Origin of the sequence: Psychrobacter sp. S1-30-MNA-CIBAN-0213, assembly GCF_040309845.1 — a bacterium.
In the GTDB taxonomy this organism is placed as follows: Bacteria; Pseudomonadota; Gammaproteobacteria; order Pseudomonadales; family Moraxellaceae; genus Psychrobacter.
This window is the reverse complement of sequence record NZ_JBEOPE010000001.1, coordinates 240,541-265,874: the sequence shown is the minus strand read 5'-3', so window position 1 is coordinate 265,874 and position 25,334 is coordinate 240,541. Positions and strand designations below refer to the sequence as shown.

The following is a 25,334-nucleotide window of genomic DNA, read 5'->3' as shown; positions in this document are numbered from 1 at the left end:
AACAGTGAATTCCACTCAAATACTATTATTAAATTTTTCTTAACTAGAGATAGTTAATAACTAGCGCCGACGTAACAGCAGCTGCGAGATAATAACTAAGATAAGCGAGGCGGCCAATAGCAATGTACCAATGGCGTTGACTTCCGGTTTAAGTCCTACGCGCACCATCGAATAAATTCGTAGCGGTAAAATCTCATAGCTAGGCCCTGTGACAAAGGTTGAAACCACCACGTCATCTAAAGACAGGGTAAAGGCGAGTAGCCAACCTGCCATCACTGCTGGCAGAATCACGGGAATCAGTACCGTACGCACCATCGTTGATTCGTTAGCGCCCAAGTCGCGGGCGGCTTCCATCAAGCGCTCATCCAAGCTGCTTAAACGTGCAAACACAGTGATGACCACAAACGGCAGACAAAAGGTAATGTGCGCGAGTAACAGCGAGACAAAGCCCAACTGTAGACCAATTAATAAAAATAATGCGAGCAATGAGATAGCGAGAACAATCTCAGGCGACATCATCAGTACAAATAACAGCCCGTTTAACAGACCTTTACCGCGAAAGTTGTAGCGGTGTAAGGCAAGGGCAGTCAGTGTACCTATCAAGGTTGAGACGGTGGCGGCGACCAAACCCAAAAAGATAGAGTGCCAAAAAGCATCGAGCATCGCTTGGTTATTGAATAGCGACTCATACCACTTTAAGCTAAATCCACCCCAATTGTAGCCAATTTTTGATTTATTAAATGACATCACTACCAAGACGATGATAGGTAAATACAGCAGGGCATAAATCAGGCCAAGATAGCCTTTAGCCGCTATGCTGCCGATGCTGGGTGGCTTGATGTGACGTTTGTTTTTAGTCGGTGTATTATTAGATGAGCGGCTCGGTGAGTTGTTTAATGAGTTATCAGACATTAGGCCACCTCATTAAAGTCGGTCTTGCCAATGCGGCGGCTACTGGCACGATAGGCGAGTAATAGTACGGCCATCGCAAGGGTCAATAATACGCTGGCTGCTGCGCCAAATGGCCAATCACGCGCATCCAAAAATTGGTTTTTAATAATATTACCAACCAATAAATTTCGCGAGCCACCCAAAATATCTGCCACATAGAACATACCCATCGCTGGCAATAACACTAACAGCACCCCTGAGATAATCCCAGGCGTGGTCAATGGTAGTACCACGTGCCAAAAGGTCTGTGTCTTGGAAGCGCCCAAATCCTGCGAAGCGAGTAGCATGTCATTGCGTAAATCAGTAAATACCGCATATAACGGTAATACCATAAACGGGAATAACAAATAAGTTAAACCGGCTATTACTGCACCTTGCGTGTACAAAATATCGATAGGGGTATCGATCACGCCTATCGCTAGTAGTGATTTATTGATCAAACCGTTATTGGCAAATAGCAATTTGAGCGCATAAGTCCGCACTAAAGAGTTGGTCCAAAACGGCAATATCAATAACATCATCAGCAAGGGCTGCCAGCGTACTTTCGCTTTAGATATCAGCCATGCAAAAGGGTAACCAAGCAATAAGCAGATGACCGTTGTAATGCCTGCCATCCATAAAGAATGGACGAAAACCTCAAAATACAACGGGTCAATTATGCGTATATAGCTGTCGATACTGACAGGTAGGCTAATAAAAGCGCTGCTATCGCGGGTCAAAAAACTAACAGCAATGACCAAGATATTTGGTAATAACGCAAATATCAGTAGCCAACCCCAGATCAGCAATAGCGTTGCGGTACGAAAAGGACTTTTGCTGCCCAAATTGAAACGGCTATTACCTGCCATCAGCTGCCATCCTTTTGCCCAGTTTTATTTTGTTCATGTACTTTTTGTTCTGCCAGATGGTCTTCGGGCAATACCCATTCCCAGCCATCCACCCATGAAACCTTGACCGCTTCATTCAGCTTATAATCAAAGCTTGGATCATCCTCATCAAAGAATTCAGAAGCTTTAATAATATGGCCGTTTGCTAACTCAATAATCGAATCTAAGGTACTGCCTTTATAATTACTTTCAATGACACGGCCTAGTAATCCGGCTTGCGTACTATCATTAGGGTCATAAATCCGTAGATCTTCAGGGCGGAGTAGTAAGTTTACGATATCGCCCACTTGCACGCCATTAGCAAAATCAGGACGGCGTAGGTTACGTAGTGCTGTCGGTCCATCTTGCGCCTGTGCTTCACAAACCTCGACCTCAATGCGTCCATTGGTTACTTGTCCATCACGATCTGGCTGGTCCGGATACACGCCTTTGACTTCGGCTTTGAATAGATTGGTCTCACCGATGAATTTGGCCGTAAATAAATTGGCGGGGGTTTCATAAATCTCAATAGGCGTCCCAATCTGTTGAAACGTGCCGTCTTTCATCACTGCAATACGGTCTGACATTGACAGCGCTTCTTCTTGGTCATGGGTGACAAAAACAAAGGTAATGCCAAGCTCTCGTTGCAGGCGCTTAAGCTCAGATTGCATTTGCAAACGCAGCTTGTGATCGAGCGCAGACAACGGTTCATCAAGTAATAATAGTTTAGGACGATTAATCACCGCGCGTGCAATGGCAACGCGCTGCTGCTGACCACCAGATAAATCTTGCGGTTTACGATTGGCTAAATGCTCGAGTTGTACCATGGTCAGTATCTCGCGCACACGCGTTTGAATCTCATCTTTAGGGACTTTTTTAATCTTAAGCCCGTAAGCGACATTTTGCGCAACGGTCATATGCGGAAATAATGCATACTGCTGAAACACGGTATTGACCGGACGCTTATCGGCTGGCAAGCCCGCCATCTGTACGCCATCTAAATATATTGCCCCAGCATTTGGCTGCTCAAAACCAGCAATTAAGCGCAGTAGTGTCGTCTTGCCGCAGCCCGATGGGCCAAGCAGGGTCAAAAACTCACCATGCTTGATATCAAGGTTGATATCTTTTAATACTTCCGTTTGATCATAGGTTTTTTTTAGACCAGTCAGTTGCAGCAGTACAGTGTCAGGTGACGCCGAGGTTTTATGCGTGTTTGAAGTCGATTCGGTCATAAGATTTGTTCCTAAGCGTCCAACGTGTCAGTACAGCTATTAATATAAGACACTGTAAACAAGATGGTTTGGCATGAGCGTAAGCGTAGTCGGCTGGTTGCTGCGTATTATAACAAACCCTTGATATAAATCATTGCAAGTTCGTTGTATGTTACGCGCGTTATATGGGCATAGTGACAAAAGTTTCTTTCATCTATTCTATCGAGTGTTTTACTATTGTATTTCTATAAGATTTAAGTGGTTGTTCAATGTCTTAAAGCTAAGCTATTTGACACTGTTAATAACGACCATCTTCATAAAACGACCCTAGCGCAAATTTTTTATCATTTTTTTTGCTTTATTCCTATACAATCATTTGATGGCTGAAAAATATAATGAGCCTCGTAGCTTGATAATTATTAACCAACCATTGAGCTAATTAATATCTAAAAAAATAAATTTAAAGTAATTTGCAATTCTAATAGTGATTAATAATCAAGGACCACTTATGCCCAACGATACACGCCCACAAACAGGTCAAGAAGCTCTTGAGCTTTTAAAAGAAGGTAACGCCCGCTACGTTGATAGCCTTACCAGCACGGATCCATGCATGCAACGCCGTCCAGAGCTAGTCAGTGATCAAGATCCTCTAGCTATTATTTTGGGTTGCTCAGATGCACGCGTACCGGTTGAGATTGTGTTTGATCAAGGTTTAGGTGATTTATTTGTCATTCGCGTGGCAGGTAACGTGGTTGCCCCTTCACAGATTGGCTCAGTTGAATTCGCTGCCGAAAAGTTCGGTACCAAGCTGGTTGTGGTGCTGGGACATTCACATTGCGGTGCGGTCACAGCCTGCGTAGAAGCGCTTATCAATCCTGAACAGAACTATTCACCTAACTTGCAATCTATCGTCGACCGTATTCGTCCAAGCGTTTATAACTTGCATGAACTTGCGACTGCCAACGGTCAAGATGTAGATGCGGACGAGCTAGTCGATCGCTCTATCAGTGCCAACGTGCGCATGTCGGTCAGTCAGCTCAAGCATGGTTCGCGAGCGTTAGAGGACTTAGCTAACAGTAATCAATTACTTATCGTTGGTGCAGAGTATGATTTAGAAACAGGGAAGGTGCGGTTTTTAGACAGCTAATCAATATGCTTGATTGAGCATATTAAAGGTATGCTCTTACAAAACCCTATCAATAATTCCGCCGTTTTTTTATTATGATGAGATGGTCATGCAAGTCATTGTCACAGTGATTTGCTATCTTTTAGATTTTACATTTTGTTAAATATTAGGATAATTATGTCTACTCTAGCGTCTACTTCATCTGTTAACTCAGCAACTGATAATAATGCATCAACCGTCGCTCAGCCAGCTAGCAGCGTAACTACAGCTGGCGTTCAGTCTATCTCCGCGCAGACTTCAGGCTTTACTTTTAACCATACTATGCTGCGGGTAAAAGACCCTGCTAAGTCGTTAGCATTTTATACTGGCGTACTCGGTATGACTTTGCTGGCGATAAAGAAATTCCCTGATATGGGATTTGATTTATATTTCTTAGCCAAGCTTACCGATAGCGAGCGTGAGAATTTGCCTGCTGGTAATGATTTGGAAATCTTTGCGTTCCGTCAGCGCGGTATTTTAGAGTTGACCCATAACTACGGTACCGAAACGAAAGCTGACTTTAGTTATCACGATGGCAATGGTGAGCCACAAGGTTTTGGACATATTTGCTTTAGCGTGCCTAGTCTTGATGAAGCGGTAGCTTGGTTTGATAGAAATAATGTCGAATTTAAAAAACGCCCAGAAGATGGCAGTATGAAAAATATCGCCTTTATCAAAGACGTTGACGGCTATTGGATTGAGATTGTACAAGCCGATTTGATGGGCTAGATTTCAGACATGTGAAAAATACATATGAAAAATAAAGGTGCTGATGGATATAAAGGTACTGATGAACATAAAAGTTAAATAACTTAAGGAGTGACACCTGAATGCCTACTTCTGAGGCAGACCCTATGTTGAGTGCTGAGGCTGCTGCTACAACGGCTGATGCGCTGACGTATCAAAGCATTATCGATTCCGCAAATGGCATCCTGATTGGCTTTGTTGAGCGTATACCGTATTTTGTGGCTTCGATTATCGTTATCCTAATTTTTTGGTTTCTATCGGTTGTCTTCAAAAAAATCGTCTATAAATTATTAGGAAGTCGTAGTCGCCATCAGAACTTAGTTAAAGTGTTTCAGCGGGTAGGCGGTGCACTGATTATTTTCATTGGTTTTATGATTGCGATGGTTATAGCTGTGCCAGGATTTACGCCTACCAAGCTGATTGGTGCACTCGGTATTGGTTCGGTCGCCATTGGTTTTGCTTTTAAAGATATTTTTCAAAACTTACTATCTGGTATTTTGCTGCTCATCTCAGAGCCATTTCGGATCGGCGATCAGATTGTCTCAGGGGATTACGAAGGGACAGTTGAAGATATCAAGATTCGTGCGACTACCATTAAGACTTATGATGGTCGGCAAGTGGTCATTCCAAACTCAGATTTGTATACTTCAGCAGTGACTGTCAATACTGCCTATAAGCAGCGTCGTTTACAGCTTGCGGTAGGGATAGGATATGCAGATGATATCAATGAAGCCAAAGCTGAGATTATGCAAGCATTGAGCCGAGCTGATACGGTGTCCAAAGAAGCAACGCCAACTATTATCGCAGTCAACTTAGGCGATTCAACTATTGATCTAATTGTGCGCTGGTTCATTGATGATGGCACTCAAGCTAATAAAGTGGCCTCAATAGACCAAGTTTTAATTGAAGTCAAGACTGCACTCGATGCAGCTGGTATCGATATGCCGTTCCCTGTACGTACTCTGGATATGAGTGATCCATCGGTAAAAGCTATGGTAAAATCGTTGAATAAGCAGGATGATGCAAATAAAGATCAAACCGAGACTACAAGCCTTATTACGGAATAGCTGGCCTCACAGATTTCAAATTCAAGCCAATAAAAAACCACCATTATCATCGCGATATGGTGGTTTTTTTATTTCTCTACTAATCAAGAAGATGATTAATCTTCTTTCACTCTAAAGTCTGTATGACAGGATTTGCAGCTGTCGCCAACTTGTCCAATGGCAGGCATCACATCCTCGACACTAGTCGCTGTTTGTGCGGCAGCACTTAATTCAGAGGTTACTTGTTGAAAGTTGTCTGCTTCAGCACGAAAACCATCGACGTCGCTCCAAACGGCTTCAGTTGCGTTACCAGCGGCTTCTGCATTTGCAAAATGGCTCCAAGGGTTTTTAGCTTCCTCTGCTAAGAAGGTAGCTTGCTCTTTAAAGACGTCAGCATCAAAAGTGTCTGGCTCTTTAGCCATACCACCTATGACTTTCATCGAATCGCCATAGTTTTTCATAATATCTTGGCGTGCTTTAACATCAGGGTCAGCTGGCGTGCTACAGGCTGTTAGACCGAGGGCAGCTGCCATTAATGTAATGCCGAAGATAGATTTTAATGATTTATTAGTATAAACCTGTGCCATGTAAATTACTCCTTTAAAATTGGCTAATAAAACAGATAGGCGCGTTAGCAAACGCTGACCTCAAATTGAAGTGTGACTGTCTACTATGTAAGCTCAACTGCTGCCTATGAGCAGTCGTTTATGAAATGCAAATCTTGATATTGTTTTAGTTCCCAATATCTTAATTTTCAATATCAGTATTTATTGTTACCTTACTCTCTCAATGTAACCGTGATAAGAGAAAGCCTTGTAGGTTACTTCAGTGCAATTTTGTAAACACATGTAACTCTAAGACTAGGCTCATTATAGCTGATAAGCCAGCGAGTAAAAATTATAAGTGATAAACAATGCTTAAAATGCTTGAATAGGAAAGACTTAAACAATAAAGGCCAGCTATAAAAGCTGACCTGTTTTAATATTAGAAAAGACTAGGAAGTTAACCAATCTCGTGGTTTTAAGTAAAACTCAGTCAATTCAAACTCAGGAGTACCTTCCATCGGCTCGAAGCGGTAATGCCAGCTAGCAAGCGGTGGCATACTAACTAAGATAGACTCAATGCGCCCATTACTTTGTAGACCGAACAGCGTACCGCGATCGTAGACCAGATTATATTCAACATAGCGTCCACGGCGATACAGCTGGAATTCACGTTGTTCGTCAGTATAGGGTGTTTCTTTACGCTGCTCAAAAATAGGCATAATACCGTCAAGATAGCCGTTGCCTACGGCCTTCATAAAGTCAAAGCAGGTCTCAAAGTCCCAGCCACGGCTCTCTGTATTGACATCATCATAAAACAAACCGCCGATGCCGCGTTGTTCATCGCGGTGACGCAGATGGAAGTACTCATCACACCATTGTTTAAAGTCAGGATAGACGCTATCACCAAAAGGCGCGCATAAGTCATGACAGACTTGATGCCAATGGACGCAGTCGGCCAGTACAGGATAGAACGGCGTCAAATCAAAGCCACCACCAAACCACCAAATAGGGTCTTCGCCCTCGGCTTCGGCGACAAACAGACGCACGTTAGCATGGCTGGTCGGGACGTTTGGGTTTTTGGGATGGACGACCAGTGACACGCCCATTGCTTGGGCTTTACGACCAGCAATATCAGGATGACGGGCAGTCGCTGAAGCTGGCAGGTTGTGGACATGAATATGGCTAAACATCACGCCAGCTTTTTCAATGACTTTGCCATCTGCTAAGACGCACGAGCGCCCGCCACCACCTTCAGGGCGCTCCCAATCATCAGGGACAAAAGTCGCATCACCACCGCCGTCACGCTCTTGCGCTTCTAATGCTTGGCAGATACGCGCTTGCAAATCGACTAAAAACTCACGTACGCGCGTGATGTCACTAGTAGATGGAAAGATTTGACTGTCTTTAGCGTCAGTTGTCGTTGTACTATTTATGCTAGGAATGCTCATAAAAACATCTATAATTATTGGGTGTGTTGGTAACTCTCAGTATGTTTCTTAAGGATTTTTGCTGTTAGTAATTTTATCTATGCTGATAGTAAATTTATCCATTCAGGGGCAGTTTATTCAGATTTATGCAATCTACTCAGGTATATCTTATTTATTGAGATGAGCCTCAGTATAGAATTCTTTATCAAAAAGATGACCCATGCGGTCACGTTTGGTCGCTAGATAGTCAGCATTGCTATCATTAACGCCAACGACCAACGGTACACGTTCGACCACATTGACACCATTTTCACTTAGATAGGCCACTTTATCAGGGTTGTTGGTGATAAGGCGAACCTCATCAACCCCTACATGGGCGAGCATAGGACTACACATATCGTAGATGCGGGCGTCAGCAGGTAGACCTAACATGAGATTGGCATCTAGGGTATCATGGCCTTGATCTTGTAAGGCATATGCGCGGATTTTATTGGTTAGACCAATACCGCGACCTTCTTGACGCAGATATAAGATAGCACCGCAGCCAGTTGCTTGTATTGCTTGCATGGCTGTATTGAGCTGTGCACCGCAGTCGCATTTTAACGAGCCAAAAGCATCACCTGTCAAGCATTCAGAGTGAATACGGACTAAAGGAATGGGGTGATCTACTGATTTATTTTGCTCATTTGTAGGAGCTATTGGCGCGGCGTTCTCTTTTAACAATGGGTTTATCACTGGTAGACCGACGGTAAGCATTACATGCTCTTGACCGTCTTCATTTTCAAATACATGAAGATCAAACTCGCCATGACGAGTAGGTAGTTTTGCGCTGGTAATAAATTGATATGACATTGATGTCCTGCATAGGCCGATCATCGTGGCGGTAGATAGTGTAGTGGTCATAGCCATGTCGTAATGACTATGTTGTAATAACTATGTCGTAGTAACTATATCTTAATAACTACATCGTAATAGCTATGTCTTTCAAAAACCATGTGCCGTAGCAACTTGATGTTTGATTAGGTGTATTAATAATTAGATGCTTAATAACTAGGTAAATAATCTATGTGTTTGTAACATCTATGTTCATGATAACCATCTGGTTATCGTTTTATAAGGCTAATAATGATAGCATCCTAATCGCGTTTATAAGAAAAACACACAAAGTTCACAGACTACGCACGATGATTAAAGCGACAGTTTAAAAAAAATGCTATTATGCCATACTATTTTAACGGATACAGTGACAAGTCTTTGCCCTTACATTACTGTATCGTCACTACTACATAGTAGGCAGTACATTATTATTAATATAGTCATTAGAGTTACTATTATATAGCGCCTCTAATAACGGTGTATTTAACAAAGCATGTAAATACTTTCATGCAAATACTAATAAACAGTGGCGACGCGCTAAGCATATCGTAATCTATAACCAATGCCAGCACATATTGTTTTGCTGTTAGCGTTGTAGATGGTTTCATAATACCGTATTAATATGATGACGGTGTATGGCGATATAGTAAGATAGCGCCTTGTCAGCAGATTGGTAGGTATCGTACGATTTATGCAGCAGTCACCTTATTTTTCACAGTCTCAGTCAGCATCTGTGTCACCCCATACGTCGCTATCTAAGCCATTAGCTACTGACTCTGCTGCACACCTATCAGGCTTGCAACAGACGTTCACGCAGATACCGCGTATGCGTCCTAATACACCGTTGCTTGATGCCATTGATGCACCTTCAGATATTAAGAAACTCACTACTGAGCAATTAATAGTGCTGGCCGATGAGCTGCGCTTGTTTTTATTATATTCAGCTGGTCAAAGTGGTGGACATTTTGGGGCAAATTTAGGCGTGGTTGAGTTGACCATTGCATTGCATTATCTGTTAGATACGCCTAAAGATCAGATCGTTTGGGATGTAGGGCATCAAGCTTATGCCCATAAAGTACTTACTGGTCGCCGCGATAAGCTAAGTAGTATTCGCTCCAAAGACGGCTTGACTGCTTTTCCTGAACGCGCAGAATCTGCCTATGATACCTTTGGTGTTGGCCACTCATCTACCTCTATCTCAGCAGGTTTAGGCATGAGTTTGGCGCTGCGCTATCAAGGTCGTCCGCAGACTGTCGCTTGTGTGATTGGTGATGGGGCGATGACTGGCGGCATGGCTTTTGAGGCTATGAATGATGCAGTACAGCAAGACGCTGATTTACTAGTCATTCTAAATGATAATGACATGTCAATATCATGCTCTATTGGCGGATTTTCACGGCATTTAGCGATGCTGTGGGAGTCGGGCTATCAAGTTGATATCTCAGATTCAGGTGTGCCTGTATTGCGTCATCGTCCAAACATGCAGGCGTTTGACCGACGTAAGCGCCACAGCGAACAGCGTGATGTGCCGCAGCTAGAAGATAATCTATTTAAAGCGATTGGTTTTACTTATTTTGGGCCATTTGATGGTCATAATATTCCTGAGCTACTGCGTGTGTTGTCACTTGCTAAGCAGGTAAAGGGCCCAGTATTAGTACATATCTATACGACTAAAGGTAAAGGCTTTGCACCTGCTGAGGCTGATCCAGTCGGTTATCACGCAATTAGTAAACTACCTGCTGAGGATATCATTGCCTGTGACTTTGATAAAGATAAAGCTCCTGTTAAAAGCAAAGCTTCTGAGAGTAAGGTTTCTGGGTTAAAATACTCGCAGGTATTTGGCCAGTTCTTATGTGATAAAGCAGCACAAGATGATAAATTATTAGCGATTACCCCAGCCATGGAAGAAGGCTCAGGGATGATTGACTTTGCTCGTCAGTTCCCAAAGCGTTTCTTTGATGTGGCAATTGCTGAGCAGCATGCAGTCACCTTAGCGGGCGGCATGGCAACCCAAGGCGTCAAGCCAATAGTCGCTATATACTCAACCTTTTTGCAACGTGGCTATGATCAGCTTATTCATGATATTGCCTTACAAAATCTTGATGTAACGTTTGCGATTGATCGGGCTGGTCTTGTTGGTGAAGATGGCGCCACGCATGCTGGCGTGTTTGACTTGGCTTTTTTGCGCTGTGTCCCTCACATGCTGATTGCCGCGCCAAAAGATGAAAACGAGTGCTATCATTTGCTGAATACTTGTTATGAGTATCAAGGCAGCACGGCGGTACGCTATCCACGCGGAACCGGAACTGGCGTGATGATAAGTCGTCCAGCGCAGAATTATAAGATAGGTCAAGCCATTGTAGAGTCAGTATTAGGTGCTAGTAATGCCTCTAAAAAGCTCGCGTTATTGGCATTTGGTACGATGGTTGCCACTGCTGAGCAAGCTGCCAAGATACTAACGTCTGACAGTGCTAATAGCGATTGCCAAGTACAAGTCGTTAATATGCGTTGGGTAAAGCCATTAGATACCAATTTGCTTGAGACCTTAATTGAGCAAGGCGTGACTCATATTGCGACACTAGAAGAGCATATGATTATGGGCGGTGCAGGCAGTGCCGTAAATGAATACTTGCTCAATGCTTCTGCTGCGTTTGCCACTAAGCGTCCAGCAATCTGCAATATTGGTATTCCTGATCGCTTTATCGCCCATGGTTCCCAAGCAGAGCAATTAGCTGATTGTGGTTTGGATACAGATGGTGTGGTTATGCAGTTACAGCGTTTATTGTCTTAAGCGAAAGTAAAAAACTCTGGATTAATTCTTTAAGATAACTTGAAGAGATGTACATTAAAAGATGTTGAAATTGAAGTAACGCCTACTTGCCGTAGGTGCTCATTGTTTTACAGCTTGCGTAATTTGTGATGGCAGCCATTAAAGATGGTAAGCTTCGTATTTATGGTCGTTTTTATTTTTTTATAACGCTTTTAGTATGATACGGTCAGTCTTTTTAAGATCGTATAGGTGTAGCGTAATATGGCAGACAATTGGTGTGCCGTTTACGTATGTAGATGTAATATCAGTAGTATTCATTCATTTTATTCATTCATCAAGTAGATAGGTTATTTATGGAACCCATGGTCGTCATCGCAGCGCGTACTGCCGAAAAAGTTGGTGCAGAAATTTTATATGCGCACCAAAACCGCCACAAAGTTGAATTCGAGACTGAGTCAAAAGGTCTCGATGGCTTGGTGACACGCATCGACCGTTATAGTGAAGAGCTGACCATTGCGACGCTAAAGAACAGCTATCCGAATCATTCGTTCTTGGGTGAAGAGTTTGGTATGCAAGAAGGTCGCGGTGAAGATGCTGATTGGTGCTGGATTATTGATCCGCTAGATGGCACCAAGAATTTTGTGCACGGTATACCGCAGTTTTGCGTATCGATTGCTGTACAGCATAAAGGTGTCACCCAACATGGTGTGGTCTATGATCCTGTCCGTGATGAGATGTTCTCTGCCAGTCGTGGTAAAGGTGCGCGTTTAAACCAGCGCCGTATCAGTGTTAGTGAACGCAAAACCATCGATGGTGGTTTATTTGCGATTGGTCATCCTCTTGAGCGTAAGCGTAATGGTGAAGTCATCTCTTATGCCAAAGAGCATTTTGAAAGCCTACAAAAAGTATCTGAAGCAGGCGGTCAAGTGCGCCGTTTAGGTTCAGCAGCACTTGACTTGTGTTATGTGGCTGCAGGCCGTTTCGATGGTTACTTTGAGATGTCTATCAAGCCATGGGATATCGCAGCGGGTGAATTGATTGTATCAGAGGCACGCGGTGTAGTGGTTGATCATACAGGCGCACATAACTCTATGAAGTCAGGCTCTATCTTTGCTTGTAACATAAAACTATTAAAACCATTGATGCAAGTAGTCGTGCCATCATGGGGTGATGCAGTATAGTTTTTTTGAGCGTTGATGTTTAAGTATTTTGATATTAAAAAGCTGATTCCATAAATGGAGTCAGCTTTTTTTATTGCTTCTTAATAAGAGGGTAATGCTAACTTTATTCGCGCAAGCCTAAGTGTTTCTCTTTGCTAATGTTTTCTAATACATCGATTTCTTCTTCAATCAAGCATAGCATATCTTGTACATGTGGTAGCAGCTTGCTACAGGCTGTAATACAAAACTCTACTTTATCTAAATAGCTGGCAAGGGTGATATTCATGGCCTGCCCATCTAATATAATAGATGCTGGATACAACGCTTTGAGCGGTGCTCCATTCCAGTACAAGGGTTTTTTGGCACCAGGTACGTTAGAAATAATAAGATTAAAGGCTTGTTTTTTGGGAAATAACCCTGTCAATAGATTAATACCTTCCCACGCATAGGCGATCGCACTGTAGTTAATTACCTGCGCCTGATTCATGCGTCGAAACCGACGTTTACCACTGTTCATACTACCATGAATCAACTGTAACCTACGTACAGGGTTGTCTAAATGAGTCCCTAGGTTCGCCAATACAAACGAGATTTGATTGCCCGTTGCACTATCATCACTGCGTAGTGACATCGGCACAAAAGCAATCAGTGGTTTGCTAGGTAGGGCATCGAGTTTTAGTAGATAACGTCGAATTGCGCCAGAGCAGACGGCAAGAATGACATCGTTCATACTGACGTCGAGCTTATCAGCAATATCGTTAAAGCGCTGCATGTCATAAGATTGTGCCGCTATTCGCCGCGATGCAGAGATACGCTGGTTCAAAATACTCATCGGAGCATCAAAGGTACCAACGTAATCATCTTTGCCATGATGTTTAAAATTGTCCATCAGTTCGGTAAATACTGGCTTAATAGTAGACAGCTGCTCCTTTATAATGCGAGTTGCAGAGCGACCAGCTGGTATCAGAGCGTCAACTTGATTACGATGGCGCGCCATCAATGACCATACTGGTAACGTCATTGGTTCAGTAGGTGACTGCGAAAGCGACTTTTGAACAAGGCGCATAGCAGCAATGCCGTCAACCAACGAATGATGAATCTTAAAATATAGTGCAAAGCGCTCAGGACTGTTTTCAGTCTCTGGTTGAATACCTTCGATAACATGACATTCCCACAGCGGCATAGCGCGATCTAGCAAACGCCCATGTTCTTTTGAGACATACATAAGTAGCTCACGGACACGTGCAGGCCTTGGCAAGGCGACATGGCGAAAGTGATGTTCAACATCGAAATCCTCATCTTGCTTCCAAAATAATAAACGCTCAAGTACCTGATTAAATGGAAAGCTTGGTGGCACTTTGGATGTTTGCATTTGTTGTACCAGCTGATACACAAAATCGCTATCTGCACCTTGGGTATCGGCTGGTAGTTCAAACAAAAATAAGCCACCCACATGCATGGGCTGCTTACGTGATTCCAAAAGCAAAAATAATTGATCAACTGCTGTTAACAATCGCATGGCGTGTCCTCTAAGGTCAATGGGCTGCGTGTTATAAGTGGCCTGACGGCGCATCGATATGAACAGCGGTTAAATTAGATATAAAGCCAATTATATTTTAAAGCACTTTATTAAAAAGCACCTTATTGAATAACGTTTTACTAAAAGGCATCTTACTGAAAAAAGTACCCAGTTTGCGGTGAGCTGGCAGTCGCCATCTTACGCATCGGCATCCTTCCTGCTAAAAATGCCTCGCGACCTGCCCAAACTGCATGTTTCATGGCGTGTGCCATCATGACGGGATTTTGTGCATTAGCAATCGCTGAATTCATTAAGACTCCATCACAACCAAGCTCCATCGCGATAGCTGCATCAGAGGCAGTACCAACGCCAGCATCGACTAATACGGGCACTTTAGCGTTTTCGATAATGAGGCTGAGTGTATGGCGATTAAGTAGCCCAAGACCAGAACCAATAAGGCTACCAAGCGGCATAATCGCCACACAGCCCATACTTTCTAACTCTTGCGCGACGATAGGGTCGTCTGATGTGTATACCATTACTTCAAAGCCATCATCAATCAGTACTTTTGCCGCTTTTAAAGTTTCCATAATATTAGGGTATAAGCTATTTTCATCACCTAATACTTCAAGCTTTACTAGATTATGACCACCTAATAGCTCACGAGCAAGCTTACAAGTACGAACCGCGGTTTCAGCATCAAAGCAACCGGCAGTATTGGGTAAAATTGTATATTTATCAGGCGAAATCACATCGAGTAAGTTAGGCTCGTTACTGTTTTGGCCAATATTAGTACGGCGAATAGCGACAGTAACAATTTCAGCCGCTGATGCTGCAATAGCTATCCCTGTCTCATTCATATCTTTATATTTGCCAGTACCTACCAGCAGCCGTGACGAAAACGTACGACTACCAACGGTAAAAGTATCTTGAACAAGGGCTGGGTTTTCAATAGCAGTTTGAGTCGTAGCTTGGGACATATCTGAAATCCTAATAACAGGCGGACTATAAAAGATGAAAAACGTAGGTAACAATAATAACAATAAGGTGAGCAGTACAAAGTTAGCACGCAGAGACGATGATAATATATGCTCATCGAATTGTGACACAGCGTAAAAGCTTTGTTAATGATATAAAACAAAGTGTTATTATAACAAAATCATAAGCGCTTACTGACAATCTTTACCCAGATTGCTCATTTAGGTGCCAGACATTTATGTTAAACATTCGCTACTTATTGTAGATGCTTATGTTTAGTTTAAACGTTGATCCTTACTTAAGACACTAGGCGCTTATTATTTGTTTATCACATAGATTATCAAATTTTTTACCACTCATTCTATCTTTATCAGGTCGTTTTTATGATGCAACTGCCATACAGTTTTGCGAAACGCCATCAGCTCTTAGTTATTTTAGCTATTGACCCTGAGCTGCCACCGACGCTGGTATTAACCAAGGCCACACCACTATCTGCTATCAATGAAGCAGTGCGGTTTTTGCAGCAGCAAGGGGTGCGCGGTGTGCCAGCTTATGACAGTGTTAGCGCGGATGAATTTGAAAAACGTATGAATGTCGCCTACGCTGGTAATACAGGCGAATCACAACATATCGCTGCTGGCCTCGAGGATCATCCTGATCTAGACAGTTTAGCAGATAGTGTTCCTGAGACCGAAGATTTGATGGATCAGCAAGACGATGCACCTATTATTCGTCTGATTAATGCGCTGTTGTCTGAAGCTATCCGTCTCAATGCCTCAGATATCCATATCGAAACTTTTGAGAAGCGTTTGGTCGTGCGCTTTCGTGTCGATGGTGAGCTCAAAGAAATCATCACGCCTAAACGTCAATTAGCGCCACTACTGGTTTCACGTATTAAAGTAATGGCCAAACTCGATATTGCTGAAAAACGCGTGCCGCAAGATGGACGTATTAGCTTGCGATTGGCAGGACGCGAAGTCGATGTGCGGGTATCCACGTTGCCTTCAAGCTTTGGCGAACGAGTAGTAATGCGATTATTGGATAAACAAGCAGGTCGTCTGAATATGACTTATTTAGGGCTTTCGGATAACGACTATACCGAGCTCAAGCGCTTGATTCATCGTCCGCATGGCATTATTTTGGTGACGGGTCCTACGGGTTCGGGTAAAACGACTACCCTTTATGCCGCATTGACTGATTTGAATGATCAGACCCGTAATATCTTAACTGCTGAGGATCCGATTGAATTTCAGCTTGATGGCATTGGGCAGACGCAAGTTAATAATAAAGTCGATATGACCTTTGCCAAAAGCTTACGTGCGATGTTACGTCAAGATCCAGATGTGGTAATGGTAGGGGAAATACGAGACATTGAAACCGCTGAGATCGCCGTACAAGCATCATTGACAGGGCATTTGGTACTATCAACCTTGCATACCAATACCGCTATCGGCGCGGTGACACGTTTGCAAGATATGGGAGTAGAGCCGTTCTTATTATCGTCCTCGCTCATTGGCGTAGTCGCGCAGCGCTTAGTGCGTACGCTTTGCGCGCATTGTCATACGTGGCAGCTGGCTGATTCTGAACAAGCCAAATTATTTAAAGAAATTGGTATTGAGATAGATTCTAAAACGTCGGTAGAGACAGCGATTAAATTACCCAAACCAGTCGGTTGTGATAAGTGTAATCAGTCTGGGTTTAAAGGGAGGACAGCGATATATGAAGTCGTACCGGTGGATGATACTTTGAGACGGATGATTCATAGCAATACTGCAGAATATGAGCTGGAGTCCTATGCACGGCAAAAGACTCCATCGATTCGTGCTGATGGATTACGTAAAGTCATAGCGGGGCAGACGACATTAGAGGAAGTATTGCGCGTAACCAAAGAAAGCGCCCTAACAGATGACGCTATCTTGATTTAAATTGTCGGTTAAATTGCCAGCTTAACCTTTGGTTTCATGGTCGGCTGACAATATTTTGTGAAACATTAACTGTTAAATATAGGTTGCTCAAGTGAACCGGCTAAAGTAATTAGCTTAGTTGCTTGTTTATTTGTTTATATAAGCATTGATATTATTTAGCTGCCATACATTCTATTTCAACACTAGCGCCGGCGGCCAAGTCTTTGACACCAAAGGCTGAGCGTACAGGATAAGGCTTGGCAAGCTCAGTTTTATAGACTTCATTAAACGCGCCAAAATCATTCATATCGGTCAGCATCGCCATACATTTGACAATATCTGACTTCTGGTAGCCGTATTTTAGTAATACTTCGTTGATATTATCTAATGTTTGCTTGGTTTCTGCTTTGATACCGCCTTCAACCAACTTGCCATCTTTAAAGCCAATTTGTCCTGACATATATAAAGTGTCACCAACACGTACTGCGCTAGAGAAAGGGTAATCGCCGCCATCACCCAAAAAAACAGGTTTGGATTTGGTCATAGTAGCTGTGCTAGTAGACGTGGCTGGAGCAGCGTTTGCGGTGACAGTCAGTCCAAGTGCACAGGCTACCACTAGTAAAGACTTAGATAGGTTGACAGTAAATTTATTGCTGAATTTAGACATCATTTTCTCCTTGTTATTGACCAATTAACTATTAAATACGCTGTACAAAGTTTATTAAGGTAAATAGCGCATTATAAAGTTATAGAGCTGTTATTTACTTCATTATTGATGGTTAACAGTTTCGTTTTCATTTTCATTTTCATTTTCATTTTCAGTTTTATTTTTATTTTCAGTAACAGTCACTTTTTTTTGCGACTTACCTTGGCGGCGTGCTTCTAATTCAGATTTCGGCACCCACGCCCATGTCATCTCAACGGTAATGGGCTCACGTACGCTATCAGACTCGCGATCATTGATGACGCATGGTATAACCATCTCACCTTTGGGCGTATTTATAATATCTAAGCGTTGTTCATCACTTAAAGTAGCAACCGCAGCGATTTGACCTTTTTTGAGCGGGCAATAAAAATTTACAGAGTAAGACTTAATCAGTAACACCCGATCAGCAGGTAGGTTTAATCCCAAAATAAAACCGGTGGCAGTCTCAGCAAGTAGAGTGACGGCAACCGCATGGATTGAGCCAATATGGTTCTGTACAGCTTTGTTGTTATTTAAACTCACAATCACTTGATTGGGTTCTACAGTTTCGTAGTAGACACCCGTTGTGCCCACATAAGGTACGACTTTGCCAAAGGCTTTAGATAGAATGGTCGAGCGTGCGCCAGCAGGTAAATACTTGGTAATAGCTAAAAGCTTAGTAAACTGATTGCTTATAGGTTTGAGTTTACTCGGATTCATCGAGATATTTGCTTGAGGGGTTAAGGCGTCGGATATCTTTTCAGGTAACTTAGCTGGTATCTTGGTCGGTAGTTTAATAGGTAGCTTATTTAATAATCCTGACATACAAAGTTCCTCAAATTAATCTGTTTGGGCATTTTTGAATAATGGATAAAGCAGGGCAAGCATAATCATAACAATAGTATAAACTTGCATCTGGCTATCATTAGTACCATAAACGACCACGCTCACAAAATAGTAGTAACGTAACCAATGGAGCGTTGTACACCTTACCTATCTGGTTCTTTATCAACCGCTTTGAACGCTGAGTTAAGCTATGAATGACGTATCAATTAACAGCCCTACCAATATTATATACACCGGTGTAGCAGGCACAGGGAAGACTTATCGATTGCTACAAATCGCCAAACAGTATACTTATGATTTGCCGATGATAGACAGTAACGAGCTATTGTCGCAATTATTATATGAGCTTAGTTGGCGTGATGTGGTGTGCTTAATCTTTTTAGACTTTAAGGCTCAGCACAAAGATTTAGTAAAGGTGCCTGAAGTTGTCAATCACGAGTTTTTTATCGTAAAAGCGGCGCAAAATGAGCGTGAGAAAAACTTAAGCAATACCGCATGGTCGGTGCTGCAAATGCATAGTCCAGCCAGCTCAAAGACAGTCACTTATAAAAACCGCGCAAATCAAGCGTACTTCGATAAAGACGAAAGCGGGGCATGGCATTTACTACCAGACAGCGTGTCGCTATTAATAGAATTATCACAGCAGCTGGCCGAGTTTCGACAGGCACAACGAGAAAATCAGGCTGTACAAAAGCAGTGCTATAGCATGGTCAGCTTTCATCAAGCATATGGCTATGAAGAGTTTGTCGAAGGTATTCGCCCAGTTATTAGCGCCAATGAACACAGCGGGCAGGGTGCTCAAAACAGCCATCAAGAAGTTAGTAACCAAATGCGTTACGAAATCCAAGATGGTGCTTTCTTAAAGCTTTGTCAACGCGCCGCCAATGATCCTGAACATTGTTATGCGATGCTGATTGATGAGATTAACCGCGCCAACGTGTCGCGAGTATTTGGGGAATTACTTAGCCTGATCGAGGCGGATAAACGCAATGGACAAGCGAACGCGATGCAAGTCAATCTAGCGTATTCTGGAAGGTCGTTTAGTGTGCCTGCCAATGTTGATATTTATGCAACGATGAATACGCAAGACCACTCTTTAGCACCGCTCGATATGGCGTTACGTCGGCGCTTTCGCTTTATAGACTGTTCCCCACAGCCTGAGTTATTACAAGTTATCAATGTTTCTAACCACAGCTCTAAAAGTTTAGAAGATAATAAGTCATCAGAAACGATAGATTTAGCTAAGCTGTTGTCGGGCTTAAACTATCGTATCATTCAAACGTTGGGGCAAGAGGCGCAATTGGGTCACGCATTTTTATTTTCGGTAAGTAATTTGGCACAGCTGCGAACAGTATTGGTGGAGCAAATCATCCCGCAATTGGCTCAAGCGACTGGCGGACAAGTAGCTTTATTGCAATATTTGTTTAATGATGAGCAACAGCCAACTGCCGTACAATTTATTCATGATAGTCGAAGCAACCTGTATCAACAGCCAGATATGGCTAATCAAAGCTCTATGTTTGCTGGTCAAAATGCATTTGTAGGCTCAACGATGGGAAATGCTGGCTATATCATAAATCCAGATCTTCTCGCACAGACTGGCGAGTTTGCTAAGCCCCATGTCTATCAGCGTTTGTATTGATTTTAATGAACAGTATCTTGATGAATAATGTCTTAATGAGCAATAACGGCAACAGAGCTGATTATACCACCTCAAAATCGTTTCCTGACTTAAAAACGTCGGGTAATGCTATTATGAGCGTGTTCGAACATCAGCGTTTAGTTTCAGCCGACTTTTCTGTAGTAGCTGATTTTGCTTGGTTATTGGCGCAAGAGTTTACGGTATTTACTATTCAGCGTCAGCGTGGACAATGGCAGCTTAAAGTAGGTCACTATATTGGCGTCATTATGCTACCAAGTGGCATCACGCTTGAGATATTGCCCAAAGCGGTTGCAGGAGCGCGGGAAAATAATCTCACGCAAAACGATGAAGTCATGCAGGCACGTCAGTGGGTACAACTGATGTTGTCTGACTTGACCGCTGGATCTAACACAAATAATAAACTGACGCATACAAAAAACTTAGGACAATTGAGCCACCATCTCGCTCCTTTGTCTACACAAACGCCGCCACTATCGCAATGGCTAGTCTCGCAGTTTTTACAGTTACTATCCGATTATCAGCCTACCAAGCATTATCAGACCCAAATTCATAATCAAACAATGCTACAGGGTAAGCTGCTCATCAAAGAACAGCTCAAGCGTAACAGCCATCAGCCTCATAAGTTTGCCTGTGAAGTAAATCATTTAAGTACGGATATGCTCGCCAATCGCCTAATCAAAAGCGCTTTGGTTTTTCTTAAGCAGCTGGCAGGCTCACGTCAGGGTTATGATTCGCAATCAATATCTCTATCTGCAGTACTCATGTCTAAGTTGGCGTCTTGGCGACAGATTACTGCGCTTAGTGATTATGAGCGCCAAAGGTTGGATTCTCTATATCAGATGGCAAAGCAGCAGATAAGGTTACAGCCGTTGACTAGGTTGCAGCTGCAGTCTGCGCATAAACTATTAGATTTAGCTTATTGGCTACTCCAGATGCAGCATTCAAGCATGCCCGCAGGCAATGGCATCAGCCATCAAAGCAGCCAATTGCAATTATGTTTATTGATTAATATGAATCAAGCGTTTGAGCAGTGGGCAGGCCAGCGCGTTGCTGAACTGTTTAATCAGTCTGGTGGTATTAACCAACCTCTGTATCAGACATTTCATCAGCAAAGAGGGGTTTGGCTTAGTGACCCTACAGGACAGACTTGTCTGTCTATGCAGCCGGATTTACTGGTTTATGACTCATCCGCCCATCAGAGTAGTGAAAAAACACATCTGAGTAAAGATGACAACGCACGTCGTTGTAGTCATGTCATCGATATTAAATGGAAGCATCTATCTCATGCACGCGACATCAGTGCCAACGATGCTTATCAGCTGACCAGCTATGCGCAAGCTTACCAAGCAGAGCAGGTTTGGCTCGTCTATCCGGTCACAGATGATGCTCGGCGACCAGTCGCACTGCGGCAGTCTGCAAATTCTATACACCTAGAGCAGGCGACATTATGGCTAATGCCCTTTAATGTCACTACTGGCGCGCTTAATAGAGGGCCTGTATAAAGTTACTCAATATTTACTTAAAGAGGTATAAACAATAAAAACAATTACTTAGCTAAAATTATGCAGATTTATTAAAATAACTAGAAATAGGTGTTGACACAAAGGTCTATAAGCCTTAATATGTGCACCTCGATAGCGAGGAACATTAACCAGTTAGTGGCATTGCCAATAACGAGTTAACTAACAAAACTATCGTGATAATAGAGAATTTCGGAGTGTGGCGCAGTTTGGTAGCGCATCTGGTTTGGGACCAGAGGGTCGTAGGTTCGAATCCTATCACTCCGACCATCTATTTTAAGAGCCTTACAGGCTTTTTTTTATGTATAATGGTTTAGTTTCTGATATTATAAGTTTACCAAAATATGTAAAAGTCCTCTAAGAGCGCCTGTAGCTCAGCTGGATAGAGCATCTCCCTTCTAAGGAGGTGGCCGCAGGTTCGAATCCTGCCAGGCGCACCATTTAGCCTGCAAATCTTGCCTTTTTGGCAATAGTTATGGCGGTTGTAGCTCAGTTGGTAGAGCCCCGGGTTGTGATCTCGGTTGTCGTGGGTTCGAGTCCCATCAGTCGCCCCAATTTTTATTTGATACCCTTCTGTTTATATCTTTTCTTACAAACTAATTGCCCTCGTTGGCATTTTTTTTCGTCTGCTTTTTTTGTATCTTTACATTCCCTTCTATTTTTGGGCTATTTTTTGATAGCTTAATGATATTATTTCGCCTATTGTTTGATGATAATCCTCATTTTTTTCTTAAGGCAGTTAACTGTTTATCAACGCTTAATTTCTTCTTAGATTTTTTCTTAATATGCTCGTTGAATAGTATTCATCGAGAACTGTTGAGTATTTAAACTAATTTAAAATTTATTTAGCTGTATATATCTATTTTTTTTCATGTAAGCTATTAATTATTAAGTATTTATAAATAATATATTAGGTTTTCTTTGATAGTTTTTAATAAGAGGATGTTGATTCCATAATTGCGTTATTAATTTGAATTTATTAAATACTATTAATGCCGTCAATATTGGATATATCTATAGTTCATATGAAGCATATTGTTTGGCTAAACTAAGTTCAAGATGTGCTTAGCGTACGTATAACTTTAATAACAGTCCACGATAAGCGATTTTTCTTGTGTAAAGTCTCTTAGGTGGTTTATTTTGCAGAGTTCGGCTCAACTGCCGTAAATTACCATATATTATTGAGGAAGTTGTTAATGGACGCACTTAGTATGTTATTACAGAACGTGCATTTGTCTGAGACAAAATATTATCGTTTGAATGGTAGGGGTAACTGGTCTTATTCAATCGATAGAAAAGATACGGTTTTATTTTATTTAGTATTATCCGGCAGCTTTTGCATCAATATAGGGAATGAGATACGAGAAGCAAATGCTGGCGATACAATCATGATCTCGAATACCTATAAGCATGTTAGCTATGCACTTAATCATAGTGGTGATGATGCCAAACCTTTAGATGAGATGCTTAGTAACTCTGAAGATCATACTATTGAGCTCAACGATGATGGTGAGAGCAATGCATGTTTGATACTAATCGAATGTCAATACGAGAAAGAGATGATGCAACCGCTATTATCGGTGCTACCATCGGTATTGCCTGAGCTTACTGAAGTATCTGATGGGCGTTTTGGCGTCATGGATGTAGAAGTTAAGCTATTAAAACTAGAGTCTGAGCATGAGCGTATGGGTAAGACTGCCGTCATCAACCATTGGGCAGGTATTATGATGATTGAATGTTTGCGCACTTACATTGAAGGTTTACCGGAGGCGACAGATAGCTGGTTACAAGCGTTACGAGACCCTTATTTAACCAAAGCGTTAGTCGCGATGCATGATACTCCGAGCCGAAACTGGACGATTCATAAGCTTGCTGAAGTAGCAGGTATGTCGCGCTCAAGCTTTGCACAGCGGTTTAAAGATATCGTCGGTATGCCGCCATTGACTTATTTAATCGATTATCGGTTACGCTTGGCAGCACGTTATTTACGCTTGCAGCAGAACAGCATCAGTCGGATTAGTGAGTTGGTGGGTTATGCATCAGACTCCACCTTTAGCCAAGCGTTCAAGCGCGTTTATGGCGTATCACCAAACGCGTATCGTCAGCAGTATCAAAGTAAGTTGATGGCATAGATACATTTATAGTAAAGCATTAAGGTCAATAATCGGGCTTTGTTGCTCTTTTTTTGACGAGAGTTTTCTAATCTTAGCGCTCATTTTGTAATGGTGTTTTGTAAACACTGATATGATTAAAGACTAGATAGAGAGATGTAGTAAAACTGACAATCAAAGTGCGTTCAGGTACTATATAATAGTAAGTTGTCTAAGCGCAATCACTATAATATTTGGCTATGTGTTGTATTTAGTCATGACATTTAGATGAATAGCTTTAATATGTGGTTGGAATGCCTGAGACAACGTTTATTTTTTGCTGGTGATGGTACTTTATGACCCAACCGATTTTTGAGAGCAGCTTTCAATCTGCCACTATAAATGGCGATAATAGCGCTAACGATGACAAAAGCACCTATAAGCAGGTAGCGTCGACGCAAAACTCGTTAGCGATTGATAAAGCCGCTTTGCTTGCACTCTTTACTACGCCGCCCTCTGAAGCAAACTCTATTCAAACCATTCAAAATGCTGACACATCAGAGTCTAGCGTTGCTGAACAGCGTGTGGCACTTTATCAGGCACAGCATGAGCGTACACGTCTGCTCTATTTGGCACCTGCGAGCACGCGTCCTACGTATTTGGTACAGACCCTAAAGCCACAGTTTGCAGAATATCAGCAGTATAAGCTTGCGCAGCAGCTCGATAAGCGTGGCCTACTTGATATTGATACGATTGAGCGCTTATGGCAGCAACTGCACGTGGTTGACGATATCATCGCTGACATTGTGCGTCATATGCCAGCCCAGCAACCTGCCGGGTGGCAACTAACGGCTCAAGACGGTCATAATCCGCTAAGACTTGCGACCGTCGGTAAGCTTAAACATTCCAAACCTATTAGCGATCAAGCCAGCCTAAATAGCTATGTACTTGGTCATTTTGGGGTGAGTAGCTTTACTTATGATCGTGGCTATTATATTGGTCATGTGATTGGTTATTTATTCAGCTGTTATTTTTGTGCGCATTTATCTATTAGCTATGGGGTCACGGCACTTGGCGAGCAGGTCATTGAAGATTATGACTATGCTAGCCTTGAGACGCCTTATATGGTGCGCTTGCTACAAGGCTTAGACAGTTATTGTAAAAAGCGTATCTACCAGCTCGCCGTCATCTGCGCACGACTAAGCGTCTATGCATCTGATAAACGTATTGAAAAAATGCTTATCGCTGAGGTTAATGATTTTGATAAAAAACTTCAGCAACAGCATTTAGATGTTTTATTATTACAAGGAATGATGCCTGAGAGTAACGACTCTACGCCGCTCTTTTAAATATATTATCGACTTC

At 42.5% G+C, this 25,334-nt stretch carries 20 protein-coding genes and 3 tRNA genes; 13 read left to right on the top strand and 10 right to left on the bottom strand.

Features of this window, described 5'->3' with window-relative positions; translation table 11 throughout:
• Nucleotides 1-60: 60 nt before the first annotated feature.
• From potC to potA, 3 genes are read right to left on the bottom strand one after another with little or no spacing between them, the layout of a single operon-like run.
• The gene (gene potC / locus AAEY87_RS01065; RefSeq protein WP_350655567.1) at nucleotides 61-912 is read right to left on the bottom strand and encodes a spermidine/putrescine ABC transporter permease PotC; all 852 of its coding nucleotides are present in this window, start codon (nucleotides 910-912) and stop codon (nucleotides 61-63) included.
• Nucleotides 912-1,799: a spermidine/putrescine ABC transporter permease PotB gene (potB, locus tag AAEY87_RS01060; RefSeq protein WP_350655566.1), complete on the bottom strand. Its 888-nt coding sequence runs from the start codon at nucleotides 1,797-1,799 to the stop codon at nucleotides 912-914. Before potB ends, potC begins: the two co-directional genes overlap by 1 nt.
• On the bottom strand, nucleotides 1,799-3,049 hold the full coding sequence (potA, locus tag AAEY87_RS01055; protein ID WP_350655565.1) for a spermidine/putrescine ABC transporter ATP-binding protein PotA: 1,251 nt from the start codon (nucleotides 3,047-3,049) through the stop codon (nucleotides 1,799-1,801). Before potA ends, potB begins: the two co-directional genes overlap by 1 nt.
• 487 nt (nucleotides 3,050-3,536) lie before the next feature.
• Here potA and AAEY87_RS01050 point away from each other — a divergent pair, with 487 nt between their 5' ends.
• From AAEY87_RS01050 to AAEY87_RS01040, 3 genes are all read left to right on the top strand, one after another.
• The gene (locus tag AAEY87_RS01050; RefSeq protein WP_068034100.1) at nucleotides 3,537-4,175 is read left to right on the top strand and encodes a carbonic anhydrase; all 639 of its coding nucleotides are present in this window, start codon (nucleotides 3,537-3,539) and stop codon (nucleotides 4,173-4,175) included.
• Nucleotides 4,176-4,475: 300 nt separating this feature from the next.
• On the top strand, nucleotides 4,476-4,922 hold the full coding sequence (gloA, locus tag AAEY87_RS01045; RefSeq protein ID WP_502945437.1) for a lactoylglutathione lyase: 447 nt from the start codon (nucleotides 4,476-4,478) through the stop codon (nucleotides 4,920-4,922).
• Between the two features lie 101 nt (nucleotides 4,923-5,023).
• On the top strand, nucleotides 5,024-6,007 hold the full coding sequence (locus AAEY87_RS01040; protein ID WP_350655563.1) for a mechanosensitive ion channel family protein: 984 nt from the start codon (nucleotides 5,024-5,026) through the stop codon (nucleotides 6,005-6,007).
• 95 nt (nucleotides 6,008-6,102) lie between these two features.
• On the opposite strand, the gene AAEY87_RS01035 is transcribed toward AAEY87_RS01040, so the two are convergent.
• From AAEY87_RS01035 to ribA, 3 genes are all read right to left on the bottom strand, one after another.
• Nucleotides 6,103-6,573 (bottom strand): c-type cytochrome, encoded by a 471-nt coding sequence (locus tag AAEY87_RS01035; RefSeq protein WP_350655562.1) that lies wholly within the window; start codon nucleotides 6,571-6,573, stop codon nucleotides 6,103-6,105.
• A gap of 407 nt (nucleotides 6,574-6,980) precedes the next feature.
• Nucleotides 6,981-7,979 carry an oxygen-dependent coproporphyrinogen oxidase gene (hemF, locus tag AAEY87_RS01030; protein WP_350655561.1) on the bottom strand — a complete coding sequence of 333 codons (999 nt, stop codon included), beginning with the start codon at nucleotides 7,977-7,979 and terminating at the stop codon, nucleotides 6,981-6,983.
• A 147-nt stretch (nucleotides 7,980-8,126) separates the two neighbouring features.
• A complete protein-coding gene (ribA, locus tag AAEY87_RS01025) occupies nucleotides 8,127-8,810 on the bottom strand; it encodes a GTP cyclohydrolase II (RefSeq protein ID WP_350655560.1) in 684 nt (227 codons plus the stop codon).
• A 715-nt stretch (nucleotides 8,811-9,525) separates the two neighbouring features.
• Here ribA and dxs point away from each other — a divergent pair.
• Nucleotides 9,526-11,625: a 1-deoxy-D-xylulose-5-phosphate synthase gene (dxs, locus tag AAEY87_RS01020; RefSeq protein WP_350655559.1), complete on the top strand. Its 2,100-nt coding sequence runs from the start codon at nucleotides 9,526-9,528 to the stop codon at nucleotides 11,623-11,625.
• A 332-nt stretch (nucleotides 11,626-11,957) separates the two neighbouring features.
• Nucleotides 11,958-12,785: an inositol monophosphatase family protein gene (locus AAEY87_RS01015; RefSeq protein WP_068034112.1), complete on the top strand. Its 828-nt coding sequence runs from the start codon at nucleotides 11,958-11,960 to the stop codon at nucleotides 12,783-12,785.
• 103 nt (nucleotides 12,786-12,888) lie between these two features.
• Here the strand turns inward: AAEY87_RS01015 and AAEY87_RS01010 are convergent, their stop codons facing one another.
• Both AAEY87_RS01010 and AAEY87_RS01005 read right to left on the bottom strand, forming a co-directional pair.
• Nucleotides 12,889-14,283: a WS/DGAT/MGAT family O-acyltransferase gene (locus AAEY87_RS01010; protein ID WP_350655558.1), complete on the bottom strand. Its 1,395-nt coding sequence runs from the start codon at nucleotides 14,281-14,283 to the stop codon at nucleotides 12,889-12,891.
• Between the two features lie 152 nt (nucleotides 14,284-14,435).
• Nucleotides 14,436-15,263, bottom strand: coding sequence for a thiazole synthase (locus tag AAEY87_RS01005; protein WP_068325667.1), 828 nt, complete (start codon nucleotides 15,261-15,263; stop codon nucleotides 14,436-14,438).
• Nucleotides 15,264-15,644: 381 nt separating this feature from the next.
• On the opposite strand from AAEY87_RS01005, the gene gspE reads away from it, so the two are divergent.
• Entirely contained in the window at nucleotides 15,645-17,186 is a 1,542-nt protein-coding gene (gene gspE / locus AAEY87_RS01000; RefSeq protein WP_350655557.1) for a type II secretion system ATPase GspE, read from the top strand.
• A gap of 151 nt (nucleotides 17,187-17,337) precedes the next feature.
• Here gspE and AAEY87_RS00995 read toward each other — a convergent pair whose 3' ends face one another.
• On the bottom strand, nucleotides 17,338-17,832 hold the full coding sequence (locus AAEY87_RS00995) for a RidA family protein (RefSeq protein ID WP_350655556.1): 495 nt from the start codon (nucleotides 17,830-17,832) through the stop codon (nucleotides 17,338-17,340).
• Between the two features lie 102 nt (nucleotides 17,833-17,934).
• A complete protein-coding gene (locus tag AAEY87_RS00990) occupies nucleotides 17,935-18,675 on the bottom strand; it encodes a DUF4442 domain-containing protein (RefSeq protein ID WP_350655555.1) in 741 nt (246 codons plus the stop codon).
• A gap of 211 nt (nucleotides 18,676-18,886) precedes the next feature.
• Here AAEY87_RS00990 and AAEY87_RS00985 point away from each other — a divergent pair, with 211 nt between their 5' ends.
• The 7 genes from AAEY87_RS00985 to AAEY87_RS00955 all read left to right on the top strand — a co-directional run bounded on the left by AAEY87_RS00985 (nucleotide 18,887) and on the right by AAEY87_RS00955 (nucleotide 25,318).
• Nucleotides 18,887-20,338 carry an McrB family protein gene (locus AAEY87_RS00985; RefSeq protein WP_350655554.1) on the top strand — a complete coding sequence of 484 codons (1,452 nt, stop codon included), beginning with the start codon at nucleotides 18,887-18,889 and terminating at the stop codon, nucleotides 20,336-20,338.
• A 20-nt stretch (nucleotides 20,339-20,358) separates the two neighbouring features.
• Complete coding sequence (locus AAEY87_RS00980; protein ID WP_350655552.1) at nucleotides 20,359-21,861, top strand: McrC family protein; 1,503 nt, start codon at nucleotides 20,359-20,361, stop codon at nucleotides 21,859-21,861.
• 211 nt (nucleotides 21,862-22,072) lie between these two features.
• Nucleotides 22,073-22,149 (top strand) — tRNA-Pro (locus tag AAEY87_RS00975).
• Between the two features lie 93 nt (nucleotides 22,150-22,242).
• Nucleotides 22,243-22,319: transfer RNA gene (locus AAEY87_RS00970), tRNA-Arg, on the top strand.
• Between the two features lie 38 nt (nucleotides 22,320-22,357).
• Nucleotides 22,358-22,433: transfer RNA gene (locus tag AAEY87_RS00965), tRNA-His, on the top strand.
• Between the two features lie 642 nt (nucleotides 22,434-23,075).
• Nucleotides 23,076-24,011, top strand: coding sequence for an AraC family transcriptional regulator (locus tag AAEY87_RS00960; protein ID WP_350655550.1), 936 nt, complete (start codon nucleotides 23,076-23,078; stop codon nucleotides 24,009-24,011).
• Between the two features lie 314 nt (nucleotides 24,012-24,325).
• On the top strand, nucleotides 24,326-25,318 hold the full coding sequence (locus AAEY87_RS00955) for a hypothetical protein (protein ID WP_350655548.1): 993 nt from the start codon (nucleotides 24,326-24,328) through the stop codon (nucleotides 25,316-25,318).
• Nucleotides 25,319-25,334 lie beyond the last annotated feature (16 nt).

What these genes read in the sequence shown, in the direction of transcription:
- potC (WP_350655567.1), bottom strand. Translation starts at nt 912, where the DNA reads ATGTCTGATAACTCATTAAACAACTCACCGAGCCGCTCATCTAATAAT.
- AAEY87_RS01035 (WP_350655562.1), bottom strand. Translation starts at nt 6,573, where the DNA reads ATGGCACAGGTTTATACTAATAAATCATTAAAATCTATCTTCGGCATT.
- AAEY87_RS01050 (WP_068034100.1), top strand. Translation starts at nt 3,537, where the DNA reads ATGCCCAACGATACACGCCCACAAACAGGTCAAGAAGCTCTTGAGCTT.
- AAEY87_RS00985 (WP_350655554.1), top strand. Translation starts at nt 18,887, where the DNA reads ATGAATGACGTATCAATTAACAGCCCTACCAATATTATATACACCGGT.
- AAEY87_RS01015 (WP_068034112.1), top strand. Translation starts at nt 11,958, where the DNA reads ATGGAACCCATGGTCGTCATCGCAGCGCGTACTGCCGAAAAAGTTGGT.
- AAEY87_RS01010 (WP_350655558.1), bottom strand. Translation starts at nt 14,283, where the DNA reads ATGCGATTGTTAACAGCAGTTGATCAATTATTTTTGCTTTTGGAATCA.
- AAEY87_RS01040 (WP_350655563.1), top strand. Translation starts at nt 5,024, where the DNA reads ATGCCTACTTCTGAGGCAGACCCTATGTTGAGTGCTGAGGCTGCTGCT.
- AAEY87_RS00960 (WP_350655550.1), top strand. Translation starts at nt 23,076, where the DNA reads ATGGACGCACTTAGTATGTTATTACAGAACGTGCATTTGTCTGAGACA.
- AAEY87_RS00955 (WP_350655548.1), top strand. Translation starts at nt 24,326, where the DNA reads ATGACCCAACCGATTTTTGAGAGCAGCTTTCAATCTGCCACTATAAAT.
- AAEY87_RS00990 (WP_350655555.1), bottom strand. Translation starts at nt 18,675, where the DNA reads ATGTCAGGATTATTAAATAAGCTACCTATTAAACTACCGACCAAGATA.
- gloA (WP_502945437.1), top strand. Translation starts at nt 4,476, where the DNA reads ATGCTGCGGGTAAAAGACCCTGCTAAGTCGTTAGCATTTTATACTGGC.
- hemF (WP_350655561.1), bottom strand. Translation starts at nt 7,979, where the DNA reads ATGAGCATTCCTAGCATAAATAGTACAACGACAACTGACGCTAAAGAC.
- ribA (WP_350655560.1), bottom strand. Translation starts at nt 8,810, where the DNA reads ATGTCATATCAATTTATTACCAGCGCAAAACTACCTACTCGTCATGGC.
- potA (WP_350655565.1), bottom strand. Translation starts at nt 3,049, where the DNA reads ATGACCGAATCGACTTCAAACACGCATAAAACCTCGGCGTCACCTGAC.
- potB (WP_350655566.1), bottom strand. Translation starts at nt 1,799, where the DNA reads ATGGCAGGTAATAGCCGTTTCAATTTGGGCAGCAAAAGTCCTTTTCGT.
- AAEY87_RS01005 (WP_068325667.1), bottom strand. Translation starts at nt 15,263, where the DNA reads ATGTCCCAAGCTACGACTCAAACTGCTATTGAAAACCCAGCCCTTGTT.
- dxs (WP_350655559.1), top strand. Translation starts at nt 9,526, where the DNA reads ATGCAGCAGTCACCTTATTTTTCACAGTCTCAGTCAGCATCTGTGTCA.
- AAEY87_RS00980 (WP_350655552.1), top strand. Translation starts at nt 20,359, where the DNA reads ATGAATAATGTCTTAATGAGCAATAACGGCAACAGAGCTGATTATACC.
- gspE (WP_350655557.1), top strand. Translation starts at nt 15,645, where the DNA reads ATGATGCAACTGCCATACAGTTTTGCGAAACGCCATCAGCTCTTAGTT.
- AAEY87_RS00995 (WP_350655556.1), bottom strand. Translation starts at nt 17,832, where the DNA reads ATGTCTAAATTCAGCAATAAATTTACTGTCAACCTATCTAAGTCTTTA.